19 protein-coding genes and 1 pseudogene are annotated in these 20,106 nt (G+C 70.1%); 8 read left to right on the top strand and 12 right to left on the bottom strand.

Annotated elements, in window-relative coordinates; translation table 11 throughout:
* Nucleotides 1–36 precede the first annotated feature (36 nt).
* Nucleotides 37–1,209, bottom strand: coding sequence for a CynX/NimT family MFS transporter (locus WA675_RS00400; protein WP_336081821.1), 1,173 nt, complete (start codon nucleotides 1,207–1,209; stop codon nucleotides 37–39).
* Nucleotides 1,210–1,427: 218 nt separating this feature from the next.
* Between WA675_RS00400 and WA675_RS00395 the strand changes: the two genes are divergently transcribed.
* The 4 genes from WA675_RS00395 (at nucleotide 1,428) to WA675_RS00380 (ending at nucleotide 5,362) form a co-directional block, all read left to right on the top strand.
* Nucleotides 1,428–2,099, top strand: coding sequence for a FadR/GntR family transcriptional regulator (locus WA675_RS00395; RefSeq protein WP_336080934.1), 672 nt, complete (start codon nucleotides 1,428–1,430; stop codon nucleotides 2,097–2,099).
* Between the two features lie 174 nt (nucleotides 2,100–2,273).
* Nucleotides 2,274–3,758: an MFS transporter gene (locus WA675_RS00390; RefSeq protein WP_336080933.1), complete on the top strand. Its 1,485-nt coding sequence runs from the start codon at nucleotides 2,274–2,276 to the stop codon at nucleotides 3,756–3,758.
* 227 nt (nucleotides 3,759–3,985) lie between these two features.
* Nucleotides 3,986–4,483: a GNAT family N-acetyltransferase gene (locus tag WA675_RS00385; RefSeq protein ID WP_336080931.1), complete on the top strand. Its 498-nt coding sequence runs from the start codon at nucleotides 3,986–3,988 to the stop codon at nucleotides 4,481–4,483.
* Nucleotides 4,484–4,510: 27 nt separating this feature from the next.
* Nucleotides 4,511–5,362, top strand: a complete 852-nt coding sequence (locus WA675_RS00380) for a hypothetical protein (RefSeq protein WP_336080929.1) — start codon at nucleotides 4,511–4,513, stop codon at nucleotides 5,360–5,362.
* Here WA675_RS00380 and WA675_RS00375 read toward each other — a convergent pair whose 3' ends face one another.
* The 7 genes from WA675_RS00375 to WA675_RS00345 all read right to left on the bottom strand — a co-directional run bounded on the left by WA675_RS00375 (nucleotide 5,363) and on the right by WA675_RS00345 (nucleotide 13,755).
* Nucleotides 5,363–6,331 carry an SCO2521 family protein gene (locus WA675_RS00375; protein ID WP_336080927.1) on the bottom strand — a complete coding sequence of 323 codons (969 nt, stop codon included), beginning with the start codon at nucleotides 6,329–6,331 and terminating at the stop codon, nucleotides 5,363–5,365.
* Nucleotides 6,332–6,351: 20 nt separating this feature from the next.
* Entirely contained in the window at nucleotides 6,352–7,356 is a 1,005-nt protein-coding gene (locus WA675_RS00370) for an SCO2522 family protein (protein ID WP_336080926.1), read from the bottom strand.
* On the bottom strand, nucleotides 7,356–8,303 hold the full coding sequence (locus tag WA675_RS00365; RefSeq protein ID WP_336080925.1) for an SCO2523 family variant P-loop protein: 948 nt from the start codon (nucleotides 8,301–8,303) through the stop codon (nucleotides 7,356–7,358). The genes WA675_RS00370 and WA675_RS00365 overlap by 1 nt, the downstream gene beginning before the upstream one ends.
* A gap of 4 nt (nucleotides 8,304–8,307) precedes the next feature.
* Complete coding sequence (locus WA675_RS00360) at nucleotides 8,308–10,155, bottom strand: SCO2524 family protein (RefSeq protein ID WP_336080923.1); 1,848 nt, start codon at nucleotides 10,153–10,155, stop codon at nucleotides 8,308–8,310.
* A gap of 171 nt (nucleotides 10,156–10,326) precedes the next feature.
* Nucleotides 10,327–11,178 (bottom strand): TIGR02569 family protein, encoded by an 852-nt coding sequence (locus WA675_RS00355; RefSeq protein ID WP_336080922.1) that lies wholly within the window; start codon nucleotides 11,176–11,178, stop codon nucleotides 10,327–10,329.
* A gap of 101 nt (nucleotides 11,179–11,279) precedes the next feature.
* Nucleotides 11,280–12,461: an adenylyltransferase/sulfurtransferase MoeZ gene (moeZ, locus tag WA675_RS00350; RefSeq protein ID WP_336080920.1), complete on the bottom strand. Its 1,182-nt coding sequence runs from the start codon at nucleotides 12,459–12,461 to the stop codon at nucleotides 11,280–11,282.
* A gap of 202 nt (nucleotides 12,462–12,663) precedes the next feature.
* The gene (locus tag WA675_RS00345; protein ID WP_442945522.1) at nucleotides 12,664–13,755 is read right to left on the bottom strand and encodes a DUF3152 domain-containing protein; all 1,092 of its coding nucleotides are present in this window, start codon (nucleotides 13,753–13,755) and stop codon (nucleotides 12,664–12,666) included.
* Between the two features lie 195 nt (nucleotides 13,756–13,950).
* Between WA675_RS00345 and WA675_RS00340 the strand changes: the two genes are divergently transcribed.
* Nucleotides 13,951–14,616 carry a TetR/AcrR family transcriptional regulator gene (locus WA675_RS00340; RefSeq protein ID WP_336080919.1) on the top strand — a complete coding sequence of 222 codons (666 nt, stop codon included), beginning with the start codon at nucleotides 13,951–13,953 and terminating at the stop codon, nucleotides 14,614–14,616.
* A 61-nt stretch (nucleotides 14,617–14,677) separates the two neighbouring features.
* Here the strand turns inward: WA675_RS00340 and WA675_RS00335 are convergent, their stop codons facing one another.
* On the bottom strand, nucleotides 14,678–14,905 hold the full coding sequence (locus WA675_RS00335) for a DUF3107 domain-containing protein (protein ID WP_336080917.1): 228 nt from the start codon (nucleotides 14,903–14,905) through the stop codon (nucleotides 14,678–14,680).
* 99 nt (nucleotides 14,906–15,004) lie between these two features.
* Entirely contained in the window at nucleotides 15,005–15,505 is a 501-nt protein-coding gene (locus tag WA675_RS00330) for a YceI family protein (protein ID WP_336080915.1), read from the bottom strand.
* Between WA675_RS00330 and WA675_RS27360 the strand changes: the two are divergent.
* A pseudogene (locus tag WA675_RS27360) lies at nucleotides 15,441–15,572 on the top strand (XRE family transcriptional regulator); the annotation flags it as partial. The gene WA675_RS00330 and the pseudogene WA675_RS27360 sit on opposite strands and share 65 nt — an antisense overlap.
* Before the next feature lie 107 nt (nucleotides 15,573–15,679).
* On the top strand, nucleotides 15,680–16,126 hold the full coding sequence (locus WA675_RS00325) for an MmyB family transcriptional regulator (protein WP_336080914.1): 447 nt from the start codon (nucleotides 15,680–15,682) through the stop codon (nucleotides 16,124–16,126).
* A 12-nt stretch (nucleotides 16,127–16,138) separates the two neighbouring features.
* Here the strand turns inward: WA675_RS00325 and WA675_RS00320 are convergent, their stop codons facing one another.
* Nucleotides 16,139–16,828 carry a ferritin-like fold-containing protein gene (locus WA675_RS00320; RefSeq protein WP_336080913.1) on the bottom strand — a complete coding sequence of 230 codons (690 nt, stop codon included), beginning with the start codon at nucleotides 16,826–16,828 and terminating at the stop codon, nucleotides 16,139–16,141.
* 27 nt (nucleotides 16,829–16,855) lie between these two features.
* Complete coding sequence (locus tag WA675_RS00315; protein WP_336080912.1) at nucleotides 16,856–17,908, bottom strand: alpha/beta fold hydrolase; 1,053 nt, start codon at nucleotides 17,906–17,908, stop codon at nucleotides 16,856–16,858.
* Nucleotides 17,909–18,351: 443 nt separating this feature from the next.
* Between WA675_RS00315 and WA675_RS00310 the strand changes: the two genes are divergently transcribed.
* Nucleotides 18,352–20,088 (top strand): DEAD/DEAH box helicase, encoded by a 1,737-nt coding sequence (locus WA675_RS00310; protein ID WP_336080910.1) that lies wholly within the window; start codon nucleotides 18,352–18,354, stop codon nucleotides 20,086–20,088.
* Nucleotides 20,089–20,106: the final 18 nt, after the last annotated feature.

Here is a 20,106-nt window from a genome sequence, read left to right as displayed (position 1 = left end):
AACTCGAAAGGTGAGTTGCCGGGTTGTGTGGCGTTATTACTTCGCGCGCGCGCCGAACCGGAACGGCGGGCAGTCCTCGAGCATGCGTGGCTTGCACGCCTGCCAGGCGCCGATCAGCAGGATCACCAGCGCGACGCCGAGCATCTCGAACGGGATCAGCCAGCCGCCGGTCCAGCTGTGCAGCATGCCGAACAGCAGCGGGCCCACACTGGCCAGCGCGTACCCGACGCCCTGGGTGAAGCCCGACAGCGCGGCCGAACCCTGCGGGGTGCGGGTGCGCAGGTTGATCAGGGTCAGCGCCATCGGGAAGGTGCTCGGGCCGAGGCCGAGCAGGATCACCCAGAGCACCGGGGCGCCCATCGGCGCGATCAGCAGCCCGGCGAAGGCCGCGACGAACAGCGCCACACAGCCGACGACCACGGGGAACGGGTTGCGCATGCGGGAGACCACGGTGGGCGCGCCCAGCGCCGGGATCAGGCCCATGAGCGCGAACAGCCCGACCATGCTGCCGCCGAAGGCCGCGCTCGCGCCCGCGTCGGCCAGGATCTTGGGCAGCCAGGCGAAGATGGCATAGGTGGTCAGCGAGGTCATGCCGAACATGGCGGCCATGCCCCAGGCCAGCGGCGAGCGCCAGATCGCGGTGGTGGTGTGCGACTCGGCGGGCAGCGCGGTGACATCATGCTTGTCCCGGCCCTCCCGGTCGCGCAGCACGAACAGCCACGGCACCGCGGCCGCGAAGCCGACCAGCGCCCACACGCCCAGCGAGATCCGCCAGCCGTGCGCCTGCTCGAGCGGCACCGCGATGAAGGCGGGAATGACGGTGCTCAGCTGCACCATGACGATGTAGAGCGAGCTGATCGCGGCCAGCCGATCGGCGAAATACCGCTTGACCAGCGGCGGGATCACCACATTGCCGACGCCCATGCCCAGCAGCACCACCGCGGAGAAGCCCAGCAGCTCCCCCGTGCCGTGCGCGAACGCGCGCACCAGCGATCCAGTCCCGGCCAGCAGCATGGCGATCAGCACCGTGCGCTCTAGCCCGAACCGGCGCACCAGCACCGGCGTGAGCAGCCCCGCAAACCCGAACATGACGGTCGGCAACATGCCGAACACCCCGACGATCGCGGTCCCGTACCCGATATCGGCCCCGATGCTCTCGGCCAGCGGACTGAACGCCGTGACCGCCGACCGCAGGGTCAGCGCCGACATGACGATCGCCGCGAGTACCAGCAGCCGCCCCTCGATCAACGATCGACGACTGATCCGCCCCTCGTCGACCACGACCTCCGGCTCGAGGTCGCGCGGGTGCGGGGCGGTAGCGGATTCGTGGAGTGGCGGCACCGGGAAATCATAGGATGACCCGATGACCAAAGCCAAGCGGCTGTGAGCAAAAGAACGCGGCGCGGCGGGCCAGTACGCTTGCTGACGTGCAACCCGTCCGGCGAACCAGCCTCATCGCCCAGGTCACCGAACAACTTCGGGCCGAAATCCGTTCCGGCCGTTGGCCGGTGGGCCAGCGGATCCCCACCGAACCGGAGCTCACCGAGCTCACCGGGACCGGTCGCAATACCGTGCGCGAGGCCGTACAGGCCCTTGTGCACGCGGGCATGCTCGAACGCCGCCAGGGCTCGGGCACCTATGTGATCGCCACCTCCGAGGTGGGCGGCACCCTGGCCAAGTACTTCGCCGACGCCCAAGAACGCGACATCCTCGAGCTGCGCCAGGCCCTCGACACCACCGCCGCCGGGCTGGCCGCGCGCCGCCGCGACGACACCGATATCGCCACCCTGCGCCGCCTGCTGGCCGAGCGCAGCGATCGCGACTGGTCCGCGCCGGACCCGGTGGCCATCGCCGCCGATGTGGAACTGCACCGCGCGATCGTGGTCGCCAGCCACAACGCGGTGTATCTGGAGTTCTACGATTCGCTGCTGCCGATCATCGAGCAGGCCATCCACGCGCGGACCGCGCGCTCCGACGACGCCTTCGACACCGAGCACGCCGAACTGGTGCAGGCCGTCATCGACGGCGACGCCGAACGGGCCATGCAGGCCACCCGCTGCTTCCTCGGCTCGCTGCTGGCCGAGTACCCCGACAGGTAACCGATCGGTCACCGCGTGCGGATCGCGCGGTGAGGTCGAGTTGGCGGGAACGTCACCTGAGGCCACGGGCACGCAACAACCGGCTCCTACCGTTTGACTCGACCCCGCAGACAGCGGCATCGCACTCCCCCGAAAAGCGATGTGGCGCTGTCGAGCCCGATCGAGAGGAAGCCGATGACCGCGATCGCCGCCACCGGCACAGTGACGGAAACCCCGTCCTTCGACTATCAGCGCAAGGGCCGCTGGCTCACCCAGTGGCACCCCGACGACCCCGCGTTCTGGGAGGCGGGCGGGAAACAGACGGCCCGCAAGAACCTGTGGTTCTCGGTGTTCGCCGAGAATCTGGGCTTCAGCATCTGGGTGATCTGGGGTTCCATCGTCACCGCCATGGGCTCGGCCGGGTTCGTGTTCCTGGAGGGGCTGGGCAAGGGCAATCCGACCGCCGTCGGCAATGCCCTGCTGCTGACCTCGGTGCCCACCCTGGTCGGTGCCGCCCTGCGCATCCCCTACACCTTCGCGGTGCCCAAGTTCGGTGGCCGCGCGTTCACCGCCTTCAGCGCGGCCATGCTGTTCATCCCGGCGCTGGGCATCCTCTACTTCGTCAACCAGCCCGGTACTCCGCTGTGGGTGTTCCTGGTGCTGGCCTCGCTGGCCGGTGTCGGCGGCGGCAACTTCTCCTCGTCGATGGCCAATATCTCGTTCTTCTTCCCGGAGGGCAAGAAGGGCGCCGCGCTGGGCCTCAATGCCGCGGGCGGCAATCTCGGTGTGGCGCAGACCCAGCTGATCGTGCCGCTGCTGATCACCCTGGGCACGCACATCATGGCCAAGGACGCGGGCGGTTACCGCTTCGGCATCACCCTGGCGGTGCTGTTCTGGCTGCCGTTCATCGCCGTGGCGACCCTGGGCGCGCTGTACTTCATGGACTCCGTCGCCGAGGCCAAGTCCGACGGCCGCTCCTACAAGCTGGCCCTGACCAACCGCCACACCTGGATCATGGCCTTCCTCTACATCGGCACCTTCGGTTCGTTCATCGGCTTCTCCTTCGCCTTCCCCACCCTGATCAAGGCCACCTTCCCCGAGCTGGCCTCGATCGGCTGGATCACCACCCTCGGTAACCTGGCCTTCCTCGGCGCGCTGGTCGGCTCGTTCAGCAGGCCCTTCGGTGGCTGGGTGGCCGACAAGGTCGGCGGCGGCGCCAAGATCACCGTCTACGTCTTCGGCGGGATGGCCGTCTCGGTGGCCATCATCGTCGCGGCGGTCGAGCTGAAGAGCTTCCCGCTGTATCTGGCCGGGTTCCTGGCGCTGTTCGTGCTGGCGGGCATCGGCAACGGCTCGACCTACCGGATGATCCCGTCGATCTTCAACGCCACCGCCAAGAAGTACGCCGCCGAGCACGGCATGGACGCGGCCGAGGCGCTCATCTCGGCCAAGCGCCAGGCCGGTGCGGCGATCGGGGTGATCGGCGCGGTCGGCGCGGCGGGCGGCTTCGTGGTGCAGCAGGCGCTGCGGCTGTCGAATGTCCACCTGCACACCATGGTTCCCGCCTTCTGGGCCTACGCGGCGGTGTTCCTGGTGATGGCGGCGGTCACCTGGTGGTGCTACCTGCGCGCCAGCTTCGCCACCGACCGGGTGCCCTCGCTGGCCTACGCCGGAGTCTGACCAACCCCTCCCCCGACAAGCCACGTCCGGAACCTCCTCGCCGGACGTGGCTTTCGGCTGTCCGGACAGTACAGCGCTGTGGGCCAACGCTTTTCGCGGTGGTTTGTGGCCTCGCCACCGACGCTGCCCTTACTCTGGGAGGTGGACATCGCATCGGGGCGGCAGAGGTGAGCGGATCGTTGGACATCTCGGACAGGTTGACCGAACCGGTGTTCCGGTCTGCCGTCGTGGATGACCTGCCCGCCATCGCCGAACTGGAGTCCAGCGAATTCGAGCCGCTCGCCTACCCGTACTTCGCCCTGCGCCAGCTGTTCGACGTGCACGGCTCGCACTGGGTGGTGGCCGAACTGGGCGGGGTGGTGAGCGGGTACGCGCTGGTCGCGGTCGGGCCCGCGCGCAGCGCCTGGCTGATCGGGCTGGCCGTGGCGGCGCACTGCCGGGGCCGCGGGCTGGGTCGGTTGCTGCTCGATCGCGCGGTGGCGGCCTGTCGTTCCGGCGAGGTGGACGCGGTGTTCATCACCGTGCGCCCGTCCAACGCGCCCGCGGCGAATCTGTATAAGGAATCGGGGTTCACCTGGGCCGGGTACGAGGACCAGTACTTCGGCGCGGGCGAGCCCCGTGAGCTGCTGGTGCGCTGGCTCGCGCAAGCCCCCGACCGCTGGCCGCCGGTGGACCGCTGGGATCCGCGTTGGCGCAAGGGCGGCCACGCGCCGCCCGGCGGATAGCGCGCGGACGGAATCGGGGGAACAGCCATGGAATACGCCGAACAGCGACAACTCAGTGATTTCGTCGCCGCCAAGACGAACCTGATCCACCGCCACGCCGACGCCTTCGCCGCCGAGATCGCCGAGTTCCGGCGCGGCGAGGGCCCGGACGGCGAACACGAGCTGCTCGACGACTTCAACCACCAGGTCGAATCCATCCTGCTCAGCTACACCCCACCCACGAGCCGCCGCGCCGGTGACAGCCTGGTCTTCGACCACCTCTACGGCGCCGCCGATCCGTCCCGGCTGCGCACCGCGGGCGAGGACCTGCACCTGACCACTACCCTGAGCGCGCTGTTCGCCGCCGAAGTCGAGATACGCGGGCCGCTGCGTCTGAGCCGCACCCAGGACACCCTGCTCGCCGAGGTCTACGAGGAGCTCGGCGAGCACCTGCTGCGCGCCCGGCTGCCCGCGCACGCGGCCCTGGCCTACCGCCAGGCCTATCGGCTGCACACGGTGAACGAGGACTTCCGCGGCCAGGACCGCTGCGGCCTGAGCCAGGCCAGGGCGCGCACCCTGGCCGACCCGAGCAGGCGCGGCCGGATCCTGGGCCGCACCTCGGATCTGCTGTGCGGCTACGGGTATCGCCCGTTCCGGCTGCTGGGCTGGATCGCCGCGCAGATCGCGGTGTTCACTCTCGCGGTGGTGGCCACCTCGCAGACCAGCGTGGGGATCGCGATGTATCTCGGGTTCATCAGTTTCCTCAACCCGCTGGGCTACCAGGACGTGGAGACCACCGGCACGCTGGCGCGGGTCATTCTCACCGTGGAGGCCTACACCGGCATCGTGTCGATCTCGGTGTTCTTCGCGCTGCTGGTGCGTCAGCTGTTCCGGCTGTGATCACCAGACCGTGCTGACCCGGTTCAGCGCGGCCAGGGTAGCCACCGCGAGCCGGTCGCGCAGCTGACCGACCCGCGCGTGCCACTGCCTGCTGAATCCGGGATCGGCCTCGAGCACCTCCCACAGCCCACGCAGCGGCGGCGGCGTGGCCGAGCCCGGCATCCACAGGTAGACCAGGTGCTCGAGCAGCGGGCTGATCACCTGGTCCACCGGCGTCCGGGAGAGCTCGTACATCTCGGCCTCGTCGATCACCTCGGTGAGCACGGTGAGCAGCCAGTCGTGCAGCGCGAGGTCGTCGCAGAAGGCCTGCACCGCGGCCAGTTCGGCGAGATCGCCGACGACGAAATCGGCGGTGCGCAGTTCGCCGGGGTGCAGCGTCATGGTCATGGTGGCCGGGGTGCCCGCCTCGACCCGTGCCGCCCAGCGCAGCCGGGTGGTCGGGGTGTGCAGCGGCGGGTTCTGGTCGAGCATCGGGTTGCGCCGGACCCGGGTGGCCAGCCGGGCCGCGACCGCGCCCGGGTCGAAGGTGTCGGTGGCCGAATCCCGCACCGCGAGAAAGCCCGCGGTCAGCTCAGCGCCCAGCCCGGCGGGCGCCCGGGTGAGTACCTCGGCGACACCGGGTCTGCCCAGGTAGTGCACCCATTTCTGGCGGCGGTCCGAGGCGGCGGGCAGCACGGTGCTGTGCGCCGAGCTCTGCATGATCCGCCCACCCACCACCGCGGCCCGCGCGGCGACGGTGCCGACCGCCCTGACCCGGCGCTGATCCGGGGTGGCGAAGCGGCAGTCGATGCCCTCCACCACCGTCGGCGACTGTGCCCAGATGACCGGACGTTCCCGCGAACGCACCGGCCGCCCGTGCACCAGGGCCATCAGCTCGGCCGCCGAACCCCGGCTCAGCGCGGCGGATTCGGGCAGCAGGGCGGTGCGGACCTCACCGAGCACCGCCGACACCGGAGGGTGCGGTTCCATCGTTGCAGCGTACTGGCCGGTCAATCGGCGCAGAGGAAATAGTGCGCGAGCCGTTCGCTGATCCGGTCGGTCGGCGTGATCCGGTTCTCCTGCGCGCGCTGGGTGTAGACGGCGGTGACGCCCGCGTCGATATCGAGGTGGTCCAGGATCTGCTGCACCGAATGCTCGATGCCCAGATAGCGTTTCGGCAGCACCGACATCGAGCGGAAGGCCGCGAAGGGCGCCGCGTCGTGCAGCTGCATGACCGAGGGCAGCAGCGCCCAGGTGTCGGGCCACTGCTGGGTGCGCCAGTCGCGGAAGTCGGCCGGTTCGGCCACCCGCCTGCCCTCGAACCGGACCATGCCCAGGCGCAGCAGCTGCCAGACCGAGGCCAGGAACGGGCAGGACCAGTACGGGTCCTCGCGGTCGGGCTCGCGCCGCCACATCTCCACATCGAGGAAGATCGAGTGGTTGCGTCTGCTCAGTTCTTGCGGCGGCACGTAGTCGCGCAGGTCCATGGCGGCGCGCTGTTCGTCGTCGCTGGAGCGGCGGCCGTTGGCCAGCCAGCCGAGTTCGCTGGTGGGCGGCCTGCGGCCGGTGTAGTCCTCCAGCGGTTCGGCGACCACCATGTCGGCCACCACCTGGGCCAGGTCGATCGCGCTGCCGCTGCCGTCGCGGCGCGGCACCACCGCGCAGCCGGATTCGCGGCCGAGGTAGTCGATCCGGATGCCGCACTCCTCGGCGATGCCGAGGAAGCCGGGCAGGATCTCGCGCGGGTCGGTGGTGCCGCGGAAGTAGTCGTCGATGAGGAAGCAGGTGCTCACCCGCACCCGCCCGCGCCCACCGGCGCGCTCGGCGAATTCGTCACGGGCGATCTCGGTGAACGCGTGCACCAGCGGCGCGACCCGCTGGAACTGGGCGCGGACGGCCGCGGGACGATTGGCCAGCTCGTCCATCGAGAAGTGCCCGACCTCGAGCGAGACATGCGACATGGCCACCGATTCCACCCGGGTGGCCGCGGTCGCCTCCTGGAACATCGAGTCCATCAGCCCCGCCTGTCGATCGGTACCCAGGTGTCGGGGTCGACCAGTTTCCTGGCCAGCCCCTCGAACGCGTCGACGGTCTCCCGGTTGGCGATGCCCGCGCTGACATCGGCGTCGAGGATGATCTGCTCGCGCCACTGCAGCACCGGCTCGACCGGGGTGTCACCGAGCAGCGAACCCTGGCCCAGCCGGTACTCCGCCGCGAGCGAGCGCAGCGCCGCGTCCTGGCGCAGCAGCCACGCGGCCTGCGGTCCGCTGGCCGCCGCGGACTGGTCCAGCAGCGCGGGCACCGCCGTGCGCACGAACCGGATGCGTTGCAGCAGTTCGTCTTCGGTGTAGAGCGGGCGCCCGCCCAGATCGGTGGTCGCCGAGCGCAGCAGGCCCTTGGGCCCGCGGACCAGGCCGTGCGCGGCCACGATGTGCTGCCGCGTCCAGCGGTGGAACAGCAGCCAGCACACCTGCTTGTCCGGCATGTACTTGGGCGCGGTGGCCTCGAGCGCGATCTGCATCGCCACCGAACGGCCGGAACTCAGGTCGACGATCACCACCTTGAACGCCGCGTCCAGCTCGAGCAGCAGATCCACGCACCGGCGCACCACCGCCGGATTGTTGGCCTCCATGGCCTCGCCGCCGCCCTCGTCGCCGGGCAGCAGCACCAGTTTGCCGCCGCGCGAACGCTGGCTGCGCAGCGCGTCGCGGTCGGTGCTGGTGCGCACGTCCAGGCGCTGCGGATCGCTGATCTCGCCGCGCAGATACGCGTGCAGGCCCCGGCCGTGGGTGGCGCCGCGCTCCACCGCGCTGATCTCGAACAGCGCGCCCGCGGTCGGCGAACCGAAGTCGAAATCCACGTAGGCGGTGCTCATCCCGCGCATGCCCAGCCGATAGGCCAGGTTGCAGCTGGTGACCGACCGGCCGGTCCCGCCCTTGTCGGACGTGGCGAACACGATCATCGGTTCAGATACTCCTCATGGCGTCGGAGCGCGCGAAGGCCAGGCGGTCCAGCTCGATCAGGGCCGCCGAGGCCAGCGTGAAGGAGGTGCCCGGCTGGGTGTTGATCAGCGCGCGGGCCCGGCCGAGCTGCTGCTCGATCAGGTCCAGCGAGAGCCGGTTGGCCGAGGAGTCGGAGATGCTCACCTCGAGCATCTCCTGATTGAGCAGATGCTCTGCCTCGTTGAGGATCTCGACGGCGCGGTTGACCATGGCCAGCGAGCGCAGCGGGGTCTCCCGGAAGGTGCGGTCGGCGGCCACCAGGCACTCCACCATGCGCTCGGTGAGGTACCAGGACGGCCGGTCGCGGTGCGTGCCGCCGAAGATCACGGCCGGGTCGTCCCAGAGCCCACGCGCGTCGCCCTCGGCGATCACCCGGCGGTCGAGATGGTCCATCACGGTCTTGGCCAGTTCCATCAGCTGATCGCGCGCGGCGATATTGCCCGAGAGCTGGGCGGCCTGCAGCGCGCGCTTGAGCAGCACGGTGGCGAAATCGGAGACGATCCATTCCAGTTGCGGCCCACCGCCGTCGACCTTCTCGGTGCCGCGCAGCACCATCCGGACACCCGGATCGTGCAGGGCCACCGCCGGATCGGCCTTGGTCGGCCTGCTCTTGATCCGGCCGCGCCGCGACAGCTCGTCGAAGATGGCGACCGCGCGGGTGAGGTCGTCGTCGGAGGCGGTGCGGGCGATGAGTTCCTGGATCAGCACCGCGGACACGATCAGCGAGAAGTAGTCGGACTCCTCGCCGTCGGAGGTGCGCCACGGGATGTCCTCGAGCGGCCAGCGCCCGGAACCGAAGCGGGCCACCGTGGACCAGTAGCGCTGGGTCAGGTCCCAGCGCAGGCGCAGGGCCTCGGCCAGGCGCTGCTGCTCGGGATTGAGCAGGTCGAGCTCTCTGGTGCGCTGGGACAGGATGTCGTTGATGCCGTCCAGGGCCACGACGGTGAAGTACAGGTACGGGCGCGGATCGGCGATCCCGGTGACCTGGGCGACCTCGCGATCCTCGAAGGCCACCGGGTCGGCGTCCTGCACCACGCCCCAGCTCCAGCCGCATTCGAAGAGCTGATCGTCGTCGGCGAAGTCGGTATGCGGTGTGCGGCCCAGCTTCACGTCGGTGCGCAGCCGCGAGCGCACCCGGTCCAGGCTGACCCGCGCCGCCTCGACCACGGTGCGTTCCGGGGCGCCGGACTGGTTGAGCATGGCCAGCATGGCCCGGCCCGATGGCGAGCGCACCGAGACGGTGTTGACCACGAAACTGCGGATCAGGCCGGTCATCGCGAGGGTGAGCCGGTCCGAGAGCCCCGCATTCAGCGCCTCGATGCGGTCGTTGATGTCGGTGCGGCGTTCGGTGTCGGCCCAGCGGTCGAAGACCCGCGCGAAGCCGAGCCCGGCCAGGCACAGCGTGACCGCCATGGAATAGCTGTCCACCACTTCGATGGCGAGCTGTTCCTCGGTGGGCGCGGCGCCGCCGGTGGGGCGCAGGTAGCTGCCCGCGTCGAAGCGCGGGGTGCCCTCGGCGTCGGTGTTGCGCCGCAGGTATTCCTCGAGCAGGCCGATCATGGTGATGCCGATCTTGGTGGGCCCGCCGAAGGCGCCGAGCACCTCGCGCACGTCGTCCGACATCGATTCCGGCCGGTCCAGCGAGAAGCTCTCGATCTCGGTCGCCGGATACAGCAGGCACAGCAGCTGTTCGGAATCACTGATCGAGTTCGCGCCGAGCACGCCGTCCCAGTGCCATTTCTCGTCCCGGTAACAGGCCGAGAGCATGGCGCTCCAAATATCCAGAATCTGTTGTCTGGGCTGGATTCTCACCCGCAGCAATCCTCACCGCTCGTGACGGGCCGCGCGGGTCCCCCGGGTCCAGCGCAGGACTCATGGCGGCGATGCCCGATGAAGATAGCACGCCGTGCACCAGGAAGCCTTGGGTCTCAACGGTTTTGAAACAACATCCGACCCATCGGTCACGATGCGCGCATTTCGCCCTTACAGCGCCAAACGGACCATGTCGGCCGTGCGGGCCAGGCCGGGGAACGCCTCCGGCGTGGAGCGCGGATGCAGCGCGTGCACCGCCAGCCGGAACATCAACGCGCGCAACAGCATCTGCGGCCACTCCGGCAGCGTCGACCAGCGTTCGAGCAGGCCGTCGTCGCCGCCGCCCCAGGCCAGCGCGTCGACCACCACCACGCCCGCGGCCCAGGCGGCCGGGCGCCAGTACGGGGTGATGTCGGTGAGACCCGGGGTGTGCGCCCCGGCGAAGAGCACGGTGCCGAACAGATCGCCGTGCACGAGCTGGTTCGGCGTGCGGATCGGCTTGCGCAGGGTGGAGAGCTGACCGATCAGTTCCAGGCTGCGCTGCCCGTCGGCGGTCGCCGCGATGGGCACCCCACCGGCGCGCAGGCTGCGCAGCGGCACCGTCTCCCAGGCCGCGCGGTCGGCGGCGACGAACACATCGACGTCCACCCACGGCGCGACCGGCGGCTGCACCAGGAACCGGGGACGGTCCAGCTCCGCGGTCGCCTTGTGCAGGCGCAGCGAGACCGAGACGACCTCGTCGTGGCGCGGCTCGGGCGCCCCGTCCACATAGGTGTCGGCCCGCCAGCCCGACACCACATACCGGCCGTCGGTGGCCCGCACCGGGCGCGCCACCCGCAGCCCGTCGACCGCGAGCGTCTCCCGGACCTTCGCCGACCACGCGGCCCGCGCGTGATCGGCCACCGGGCTCAGCACCACATCACCGAAGCGCCAGCCACCGTCCCAGTCACCGAGCGGGACCGGTGTCACTTCGCGAAGTCCGAATGTGGCGCGCACATGATCGGGGGGTTCGACTGAGGTCACGGCCGTACCGTAACCCCAGGTTAGCCCGGGGTGCCCGAAGCCACGCTGGCACACTCCACTTTGCGACCTCGCCGCAACCAGCGGCGAGGCCCGGCGGTGGATCAGTAGACCGGCAGCGAGGGATCGACCTGTTTGGCCCAGGCCACGACCCCGCCCTGCAGATGGGTGGCATCGGCGAAACCGGCGCGCTTGAGCGCCGCCAGCGCCTCCGCCGAACGGATACCGGTCTTGCAGTGCAGCACGATCGGCTTGTGCTGGGGCAGCTCGGAGAGCGCCTCACCGGAGAGGATGCGGTCCTTGGGGATCAGCGTCGCGCCCTCGATGTGCACGATGTCCCACTCGACCGGCTCACGCACGTCGATCAGCACGACCTTGTCCGCGCCGAGCAGCTCCTCGAGCTCGGCGGCGGTGATCGTCGACCCGGCCGCGGCGGCCATGCCCTCGTCCGAGACCACACCGCAGAACGCCTCGTAGTCGATCAGTTCGGTGATCGGCTGACGTTCCGGATCGCGACGCAGCTTGATGGTGCGATAGTTCATGTCCAGTGCGTCGTAGACCATGAGCCGACCCAGCAGCGTCTCGCCGATGCCGGTGATGAGCTTGATCGCCTCGGTCACCATGATCGAGCCGATCGAGGCGCACAGCACGCCCAGCACGCCGCCCTCGGCGCAGGAGGGGACCATGCCCGGCGGCGGGGCCTCCGGGTACAGGTCGCGGTAGTTGATGCCGCGGCCGTCGGGGGCGTCCTCCCAGAAGACCGAGACCTGGCCCTCGAAGCGGTAGATCGAGCCCCACACGTACGGCTTGCCCGCCAGTACGGCGGCGTCGTTGACCAGGTAGCGGGTGGCGAAGTTGTCGGTGCCGTCGACGATCAGGTCGTACTCGCGGAACAGCTCCACCGCGTTGTCCGGCTCGAGCCGGATCTTGTGCAGGCGCACGTCGATCCCGGAGTTGATCTCGGTGATCGAGTCGCGGGCGCTGTCGGCCTTGGAGCGGCCGATATCGGACTCACCGTGGATGACCTGACGCTGCAGGTTCGACATGTCGACCTCGTCGAACTCGACGATGCCCAGGGTGCCGACCCCGGCCGCGGCCAGGTACAGCAGCGCCGGGGAGCCGAGCCCGCCCGCGCCGATCACCAGCACCTTGGCGTTCTTGAGCCGCTTCTGCCCGTCGACACCGAGATCGGGAATGATCAGGTGGCGGCTGTAGCGGGCGACCTCGTCCTTGGTCAGCTCCGCGGCCGGTTCGACCAGCGGCGGGAGAGACCCGTTTGTAGACACGTCACAAGCTCCTGTGTTGATGTGCGGCTGGCGCCGCGGGTTTTCGGCCTCGTGACCTCGCCGCCGAGGACCGATTCTCCGGCTTCGCCGTTACGTCTCGGCCCTCGGCGGCGAGGCGGCCGAAAACCGTGGGGTTGGCAGTGGTGACAACGTCGCCGACCGCCCGGTTCTTCCCCACCATGGTGACGTATCGGTCGCGATGTCAGCCCCTCGGGTAGGGCCAGGGGTTGAAGCGGCAGGTCTTGCCGTCGGCGGGGACGACGCCGTGTGGATCGAGCAGCGCGATGTCGTTGTTCCTGGTGCCGAAGGTCTGCTGCATCATGATCGGCGCCAGGCCGCCGTCGGTCTCGCACGGCTGGTGGCTGTGGTAGCCGATGGCGTGGCCGACCTCGTGGTTGATCTGGTACTGGCGGTAGGAGCCGATGTCGCCGTCGAAGGCCAGCGCGCCGCGCACCCAGCGCACCTCCGAGAGCACCACCCGATCCAGTCCGGCGTTGTAGCAAGAGGAGTCGATCGGGATCTCGAAGCCGCAGGCGTTGCGGGTGGTGTCGCGGGAGGTGAGCGAGAGCCGGAAATCGGGTTCGCCGGTGTCGATGCGCTGGAAGCCGAAGCGGGTGTCGTGGGTCCAGCTCTTGGGGTTGGCCAGGGTGGTCTCGACCATGGTGGCCACCGCGGCGTCACCGCCGAAGGGGGCGGTGTCGATGCCGTCCTCGACCTCGACCGTGTAGCGGAAGACCCGTTCGGTCCCGGCGCCGACCTGGGGGCTGGTTCCCGGGACGACGCGCCAGGTGCCCGCCGCGCGTTCGACGTAGGCGCCGCCGTCGGGCAGCGCGCCCAGCGGCAGGTCCGCGGGGAACTTCCCGTCCCCGGCCGGGGGCGCGCCGATGATGCCGGACTCGGCCTTGTCCGGGCTCAGCGCGCCGAAGCCGGGGTCGGCGGGGGCGGGCATCGGCACCGCGCGCACGGCGTCGACGATCACCAGCACGGTCACCGCCAGCAGCACCGGCAATGCGTAGGCGCGCCAGCCGTAGGTGGAGACGAACCGGCCGATCGCGCTCTGCTTCTTGGCGTCGCGTTGCGGGCTGCGCGGCCTGCCGTTGTCGGGCTGGGTGGGGTCCCAGCGGGCCCGCAGGGGCTGGCGGGACCGGTCGGCGGGCTGATACAGCCCGAGCGGGTCGTAGACCTGCAGTTCCCGCCCCTCTGACGCCGACGTCTCGGAACCGGACTCGGTGGGTTGCGGGGGGCGAGCGACATCGCGCCCGCCGCCGGACGGTTGTTCCGGTCGGTCGGTCACCACACCAGATTCTCACAGCCCGCAACCCGGCTCGTCGGGCGCCCGGACCAGATCCCGCGGTTACGGCCCGGCGAACCGCGTGGGCTGGTACTACATTTCCAGGGCGAAACTCCGTGGGAACACCGGGCGAGTATCGTTCGTGGGAAACCTGGACCGCACACCCTCGGCCCGGGGGCAACGACAAAGAGAGCCGAGATGACTGACCTCGTGGACCGCATGACCTCGCGCCGATCGGTGCCGGAGACGGTCCCGTCCAAGCGCGGCACCCGGATGCCCAGGGACGAACGGCGTCAGCAGCTGCTGCTCGCGGCCAGCGAGGTCTTCGTGCAGCGGGGCTACCACGCCGCGGGCATGGACGAGATCTCCCAGGTGGCCGGCGTCAGCAAGCCGGTGCTCTACCAGCACTTCGCCAGCAAGCTGGAGCTGTACCTGGCAGTGCTGCAGAACTACGTCGACATCCTGGTGTCGAGCGTGCGCCAGGCGCTGCGCTCCACCACCGACAACAAGCAGCGCGTGCGGGCCGCCGTCGCCGCGTACTTCGATTTCGTCGACAACGAGATGCAGGGTTTCCGCCTCGTCTTCGAATCCGATCTCACCTCCGAGCCGCAGGTGCAGCGCCGCGTCGAGCAGGCCACCGAGGCGTGCGTGGACGCGGTCTTCGACCTGGTCGCCCACGACTCCGGCCTGGACCCCTACCGCGCCCGCATCCTGGCCGTCGGCCTGGTGGGCGCGAGCCAGTTCACCGCCCGCTACTGGCTGGAGGCCGACCGCCCGATCCCCAAGGACGAGGCCGTCGACACCACCGTCGCCCTCGCCTGGGGCGGCCTCAAGCACGTACCGTTGCACCCCATCGGCCAGTAAGGCCCCCGGACAGCGAAAAGCCCCGCACCGATTCCGGTGCGGGGCTTTTCGGCGTAACGGCTCAGACCGTGGCGAAGCCGACGCGGCCTGCGGCGGGCGAGCCGATCTCCACGTAGGCGACCTTCGCGGACTGGATCAGGAACTTGCGCCCCTTCTCGTCGGTGAGCGAGACGACGCCACCGGCGCCGCTCAGCGCCTCGGACACCAGCGCCTCGATCTCGTCAGGGCTCTGCGCGCTGTTGATGACGAGCTCGCGCGGGCTATCCGAAATACCGATCTTGACCTCCACGGCCAACCTCCGAACGTAAGAGTCCTGTGTTGTCGTCTCCCAGGCTAATGCAGGGACGCCGGGCCGGTGGCACGCCTATCTGCGCTGTGAGCGAACGGCTCAGGCGGGCTCGACCAGTTCGATCTCGAGTTCGATCTTGACCGTGTCCGAGAGCATGCCCGGCATCGGCCCGCCGACCCCGAAGTCGGTGCGCTTGATCGCGCCGGTGGCCGAGAAGCCCGCGTGCCGGGTGCCGTCGGGGAAATCCGCGATGCCGCCCCACTCGACGTCGAGGGACAGCGGCCGGGTGACGGTGCCGAGAGTGGCCTCCCCGGCGACGGTGAAGGTCTCGCCGATCCGCACCGGCTCGGTGGAGCGGAAGCTCAGGGTGGGGCGGTTGGCGACGTCGAGGAAGTCGGCATTGCGCACGTGGGCGTCGCGGTCGGGGTTGCCGGTGTCGAAGGAGTCCAGCTCGATGGTGGCCGACAGGGCGGCCGCGCCGGTCTCATCGACGACGAACTCGGTGCCGAAGCGTTCCCGCTTCGGGGAGCTGCTGGTGGCCCGGCGCGGGGAGCTGCGTCCCGAGGACGTCGGCCTGCCCGCGGGCGGGCGTCGCCGCACCCCCGGACTGCGCCGCGAGGAGGTCGCGGTGCTGGCCGGAGTGAGCGCGGACTATCTGGCCCGGCTCGAACAGGGCCGCGACACCAACCCCTCGATGGCCGTGGTCGACGCGCTCGCCCCCACCCCGGCGTTCGTACTCGGCCCGCGCGCCGCGGTGCTGGCCTACAACAGCGCGTGGGCCGAACTGGCCGCGCCGCTGGGCCTGCTCGACGAACCCGGCGAGATCAAGGCGAGATCAATCTGGCCGTCTGGACCTTCCGGCACCCACTGGCCCGCACCAGCGTCACCGACTGGCCGCAACTGGCCGACCGGCTGGCCGACCAGCTCGCCCGCACCCGGCTGCGCCGCCCCGACGACGAACGCATCGCCGCCGTCATCGAAAACCTGTGCGCCGAACCGGAATTCGCCCGCCGCTGGCGCCCGCACCGGCTGGCCGAGGAGATCCCGAGCCTGCTCGGCGTCGAGCACCCCACCCTGGGCGCGCTCACCTTCACCGTGCAGACCCTGACCGCCGACCGCGATCAGGAAGTGGTGATCTGGCTTCCGCGCCAGGCGGTCGCGCACACGCCAGCGCTGCGCCTGGTCCCGGATCAGGGGGTCGGCGACCGCACGGGCACGTGACCGCGGCGCGACCTACAGCCCGAGTTCGGCCATCCGGGCCGCGTGCCGCTCCTGCATGCGGTCGAAGAGGGTGGCGATGCCGTTGAGGTCGCCGGTGGCGGCCAGCACCAGCTCGGCCAGCTCGTCGCGCTGGGCCATCACGTACTGGGCCTGGGTGATCGCCTCACCGAGCAGGCGGCGGCCCCACAGGGTGAGGCGGTCGCGCTCGGAACGGCTGGCGGCCACCGCGCTGCGCACCTCGTCGACGACGAACTGCGAGTGCCCGGTCTCGGCCAGCACATCGCGGACCACCTCGGCCACCTCGGCGGGGAGCGCGCCGGCGATCTCGGTGTAGAAGTCGGCGGCCAGGCCGTCACCGACGTAGAACTTCACCATCGACTCGAGCCAGGTCGAGGGATCGGTGGAGGCGTGGTAGGAGTCCAGCGCGCCCTGGTACTGGCTCATCGCCGTCTCGGGATCGGCGCCGCGGGCGCTCAGCGCCGCCTCCAGCGTCTCGAAGTGCGCGAGCTCGGCGGCGGCCATCTTGGCCACGGCCACCCGGCCGCGCAGGGCGGGGGCGAGCTTGGCCTCCTCGGCGAGCCGGTAGAACGCGGAGATCTCACCGTAGGCGAGCACCGCGAACAGCTCGGTCACCCCCTGGTGGTCCGCGGCGAGCGGTTCGGTCGAGGCAACATCCGGCGCGGCAGAGGTCTGGGCTCCCATGCGCTTCACCTTAGTCCCGATCGGCGCTCAGTCGCGTTCGGCCAGGAACTTGTCCAGGTGCGCCCAGGTGGTCTCGCGCGCGTCGGGACCGGTGAGGATGCCCAGGTGGCTGCCCGGGCACACCTCGTAGGTCACCGACGGCGAGCCGCTGAGCGTGCGCAGCCCGGCCTCGACGGCGGCCTTGGGGGTGATCACGTCGGAGCCGCCGCCGATCAGCAGCACCGGCACGCGCACCCGCGACAGCTCGACGGTGCGGTCGCTCAGTTCGAGCTTGCCGTTGCCAATGTCGTTGGCCAGCATCATCCGGCCCCACAGCTGGTTGTAGAAGCGGCCGGGGTAGCCAGGCATCGACGACTGGAAGCGGTCGATGGATTCCATCTTGGCCAGCGTCTCGGTGTTGGTGATGTTGTTCGCGATGAACATCGGCCGCTGCAGCTCGCGCTCGAAGGCGGCCAGCCGGTAGCCGATCCGGGTGAGCGGGGCCGGGATACCGCCCGCGGCCCGCACGAAGGCGGTGGTGGCCTTGCCGCCGGTCAGGTTCGCGACCGCGCGCAGCTGCGGGATACCCAGCATCTTGTCGTAGTCGAGCGGGGCGCCGACGGCGGTGATCGAGCGGATCGGCAGCGCGGTGTTCGCGGCGGCGGTGAGCAGGGAGAACATGCCGCCGACCGACCAGCCGATGAGGTCGACGGGGGCGCCGCCGCGGTCGGCGCTGGTGCGCAGGATCGCCTCGGGCAGGATGTCGAGAATCCAGTCCTCGAAGCCCATGCGGCGGTCGGCGAAGGTGATGTCGCCGTAGTCGACCAGGTACGGCGCGCGCCCGGTCTCCACCAGGTAGCGGGCCAGGCTCTGGTCGCGGCGCAGGTCGAAGCAGGTGGCCGGGGCGGCCAGCGGCGGCACCAGCAGCACGGCGGAATCGCTTGCGGCGCTGCGGTATTCGATGTCGTAGCGGCGCAGCAGACGATGCGGCTCGTCCCACAGCACGGTCGAGGGCGCCGGGTCGACGGGCTCGATGCCGGAGCCGAAGCTCAGCGCCCACGCGTTGCGGGCGGCAGTGGTCACGGTGTCGGTGATGCTCACACCTAGAAATGTCTCACACCCGGTACCGGCGGTACCAAGTGAGCTCCATTACAACCCTGGACACGCGCGAAATCCGGGCCCGGTGAATTGCGCTGCGACACACCATCGCTACCGGGTTCCACCTGCGATCACACCGTTTTCGCGCGGCATTCAGCCACGTCGTAATTCGGATTGCGCACATTATCACGCTACAATCTCCGTGGACAACGCTAAATTCGCCGCCCCGGCGCACTCCACGGGCGCGGCGCGCCACCGGCCACAGCGCGGTGGACAGCGGCGATGTCCACCGAAAATGTGCGCGCACCGAATCCGCATCGCCGGCGTGCCGCGCCGATGACACCGTTTCCACACGGTCGTCCGGCGCCGGCCCGGCGAGTATCACAGGCGGATATGTGGTCGTCGCGGGCCGACCGGCCCGCCCCACCTCGTGCGTGCGAGATGCGATGACGAGGAAGGCACGAACCCTGAGCAAGATCACTGTCGAACAGGAACCCGGTCTGACCGACACCCTCCTGACGGCCGAACTGGACAACACCCACGTTCCCCCGAGTTTCGCCGAATTGGGCGTGCGCGAAGAAATCGTGCGCGCGCTCGGCGAGATCGGTATCGAACGCACCTTCGCGATTCAGGAACTCACCCTGCCGCTGGCACTGGCCGGTGAGGATCTCATCGGTCAGGCCCGCACCGGTATGGGCAAGACCTTCGGTTTCGGTGTGCCGCTGCTGCACCGCATCGCCACCGCCGACACCGGAACCACCCCGCTCGACGGCACCCCGCGCGCGCTGGTCATCGTGCCGACGCGCGAGCTGTGCATCCAGGTCACCAAGGACCTGGAGAACGCGAGCAAGTACCTGAGCAACCACCAGGGTTCGCTGCAGGTCGCCGCCATCTACGGTGGTCGCCCCTACGACACCCAGATCGCCGCGCTGCGCGAGGGCGTCGACGTGGTCGTCGGCACCCCGGGCCGACTACTGGACCTGGCCAACCAGAACCACCTCATCCTCGGCAAGATCGGCGTGCTTGTCCTCGACGAGGCCGACGAGATGCTCGACCTGGGCTTCCTGCCCGATATCGAGCGCATCCTGTCGATGGTGCCCGACGCCCGCCAGACCATGCTGTTCTCGGCGACCATGCCCGGCCCGATCATCACCCTGGCCCGCACCTTCCTCACCCGCCCGACCCACATCCGGGCCGAGGAGCCCAGCGACTCGGCGGTGCACGACCGCACCAAGCAGTTCGTCTACCGCGCGCACGCGCTGGACAAGAGCGAGCTGGTCGCGCGCGTGCTGCAGGCCGAGAGCCGTGGCGCCACGATGATCTTCACCCGCACCAAGCGCACCGCGCAGAAGGTGGCCGACGACCTGGCCGAGCGCGGTTTCGCGGTCGGCGCGGTGCACGGCGACCTGGGCCAGATCGCCCGCGAGAAGGCGCTGACCAAGTTCCGCAAGGGCACCATCGACGTGCTGGTGGCCACCGATGTGGCCGCGCGCGGTATCGACATCGACGACGTCACCCACGTCATCAACTACCAGTGCCCCGAGGACGAGAAGACCTACGTCCACCGGATCGGCCGCACCGGCCGCGCCGGGCGCACCGGTGTCGCGATCACCCTGATCGACTGGGACGAGCTGCATCGCTGGGCTTCGATCGACAAGGCGCTGGGCCTGGGCATCCCCGACCCCGCCGAGACCTACTCGCGCTCCCCGCACCTGTACTCCGACCTCGGCATCCCCGAGGGCGTCACCGGCGTGATCCGTAAGCCCAAGCCGGTCCGCGAGGAAGGCGACGTGGTCGAGGAGCGCCCGGAGCGTCCCAAGTCGACCCGCAACCGCCGCCGCACCCGCGGCGGCAAGGCCGACGTCCCCGCAACCGAGGCCACCTCGACCGAACCCACCGAGGCCACCGCCGAGACCCCGGCCGAGGACACCACCGAGGCCGACAAGCCCGCCCGCAGGCGTCGCCGCCGCCGCAAGCCCGCCGACCAGCCGGGCGAGGCGAACGAGTCCGCCAGCACGGATTCACCGGCAGGCGAATCGGCCCCGGCCGAGTCGGGCGAGGACTCCGCCGAGGCCAAGCCCGCCCGTCGCAGGCGCCGCCGCAAGCCCGCTGGTGGGGGCGCGGCCGAGGGCGAGAACACCGCCGGTGCGGCCGCGGAGCCCGCGACGGCGGCCTCCGTCTAGACCCGTCCATCGGCTAGT

It is taken from the genome of Nocardia sp. SSK8 (assembly GCF_037034205.1).
Classification (GTDB): Bacteria; Actinomycetota; Actinomycetes; order Mycobacteriales; family Mycobacteriaceae; genus Nocardia.
The sequence above is the reverse complement of the archived record's forward strand: the minus strand, read 5'-3'. Positions and strand labels throughout refer to the sequence as shown.